This is a genomic window from Candidatus Cloacimonadota bacterium (assembly GCA_020532085.1).
GTDB lineage: Bacteria > Cloacimonadota > Cloacimonadia > Cloacimonadales > Cloacimonadaceae > Syntrophosphaera.
On record JAJBAV010000096.1, the window covers coordinates 1 to 2,538 of the forward strand.

The 2,538-nt window shown below is 57.8% G+C and carries 1 protein-coding gene; it reads left to right on the forward strand.

What is annotated here, in order from left to right:
* Nucleotides 1-91: 91 nt before the first annotated feature.
* On the forward strand, nt 92-2,538 hold a 2,447-nt coding region (locus LHW45_11365; GenBank protein ID MCB5286167.1), incomplete at its 3' end, for an InlB B-repeat-containing protein.

Consider the following 2,538-nt stretch of genomic DNA (forward strand, 5'->3'; position numbering starts at 1 on the left):
CGAAGGAAGAATCGAAACAGACTACACAGGCAACAAGGCCTATTCTGCCATCCGTATAACGGAGGGCGGAGCACTAGTTATGGGAGGTGGCGTGATCGATTCAGAGGTCTACGGCATATACGTCGCCACCGGAGGAAGACTCACGGTGAACGACGGCAGGATCGATGCGAGATACTCCGCCATCTCCGGCAACGGAACCCAGAACGGGGCCGTGGTGGAGATAAACGGCGGGGTGTTCAAATCCTACGAAACGGCGGCCGTGTACTTCCCCAGCACCGCGAGTCTGACCGTGACCGGCGGAACCTTCGAGGGTAAGACCGGTTTCGATGTACGGGCGGGAGAGGTATCGATAGTTGGTGCCGAGATAATCGTGACGGGGAAGGCCTCCTACGGCGGAGCCGGAACCAGCGGCCCCTCCTCCTGGGGGATGGGCATAGCGGTGATCGATCACTCGAGTTACGCGACGGACTCTGAAATTTCGGTGTTCGTTGGTGAAGGAACGACCGTGACCGGCGGATCTTACGATCTCTACATAGGGGATCTGAACAGATTCGATTCCGGAGATTATGTGAATCGCTTCAACATGGGAAAGCTGGGTGAGACTTACACCGCCTATCATAATATCACAGTAACCGTGGAAGGCCTCTTGGAATACAACACGGCCAAAGCAGCAGAGGGTTCTCCAAGGTTCGTTATCAATATGGGTTCGGGACCCGAAACAAGTACGACAACCAAAATAACCATAGATTCCGTAGCTAAGCGGATATTCGCCAACGGCACTCCGATCAACATAGACGACGGTTCGGCAGACGGTCAGAGCAGCATAAGCATCGCGGCTTGGGACAACGGTTCGCCCGGTGGTTGGGTGGAGATGATCGGCACGATCGACATATCATCCTACGACGTGTTCGGAGGTTCCAAGGAGACCGCGGTCGATAACACCTACGTTAGTGTGACCGGAGGAGTCTTGGATGACGTCATAGGGGGCGGTTATTCCGCTGTTCAGGAAAGCAGAGCCGACGTCATCGGATCCTCCACGGTGATCGTTGATTCCGGTAACGTGGACGATGTCATGGGCGGTTCGGTGGGTTATGCCCAGGTGGGTGCCGCTCACGTCCGTGTGAGCGGAGACACGACCGCCTGGTATGTGGCCGGAGGCGGTTCCATGAACGGCGTAGGCTCATACGATGCGCCTACCGGCATCGACCGCTTCCTCAACATCACGGGCACGACCGAAGTGACGATCGAGGGGGGCGAGATCGTCGCCGTCTTCGGCGGATGCTACGGAGGTTATTCCTACGTGGGCACGGCTGCGACCCAGATATCAGGCGGCATCATCGACACGGTCGTGGCCGGCGGCATGAACGGAATAACCTCGGACGCGACCTTGAACATAGAGGGGAATGCAGAAATAAAATGCATAACCACAGGTAACAGGGGAGAGGTCACGAAAGCCGTCATCAACGTGGTGTCCCTGACCAGGGCCGACATGCTGATCGTCGGGGCGACCACGGGCAACACAAGCACCGACGGAGGCCCCAACGCCATATTCGGCGATATAACCATCAATGTGGCGCAGAGCGACGTCATAGAGAAGATGATACTCGGAGGGTCCATCTGGACAAATTCGCATTTCAACCCCTGGGCTCCCGAACGCCGTGATTCCCTAGCCGGGGCCGACGTAACTCTCAACGCACCCGGGTGCACGATCCTGAGTTACGATCAGGACGAATCCGGGGCCAATGTGGCCAGGGACTACACCGTCGGAGCAGGGAAGACCTGGACGATAGGTGCGGGAGCGACTTTAGAAGTGGTTTCGGACGCAACTCTGACGATCGATGCGGGAGCGACTTTAGAAGTGGTTTCGGACGCAACTCTGACAATCGATGGATCGGTCATCAGCACCATATCCTTCGACTCCGACGGCGGTTCCGATGTCTTGTCGATAACGGCGGACTACGACTCGACCGTGAACGCCCCGGCGGCCCCGACCAAGGACGGATATATATTCGCCGGATGGGACCCCGCTCTTCCTTCGACCATGCCACTGAACGGCGCGTCCCTGACCGCCCGGTGGACCCCTGTGGAATATATAATATCCTTCGACTCCGACGGCGGTTCCGATGTCTTGTCGATAACGGCGGACTACGGCTCGGCCGTGAACGCCCCGGCGGCCCCGACCAAGGACGGATATATATTCGCCGGATGGGACCCCGCTCTTCCTTCGACCATGCCACTGAACGGCGCGTCCCTGACAGCGAAGTGGATTGAGGTGTCCGAAGAGGTATCTGTGGAGGCAGATGACGATAAGGTCATGATATGCATACCGGAAGGTTGCGATGTGGTCCAGCTGGAGATGATTTTCGAAGACAAGGTCAAAGTGACCATAGAGGAGGACAGCATAGGCTCCATCGCGGGCGGGTTGCTGGAGGTCTCGCTCTCCAAGAGCGGAGAGGGTGAGATATTCGAACTAACCATGACCCTCGGGGGCGAGGAGGCGTCCGGCTTCGGGATAAGGGTCACCCTGCCCTATGCCGG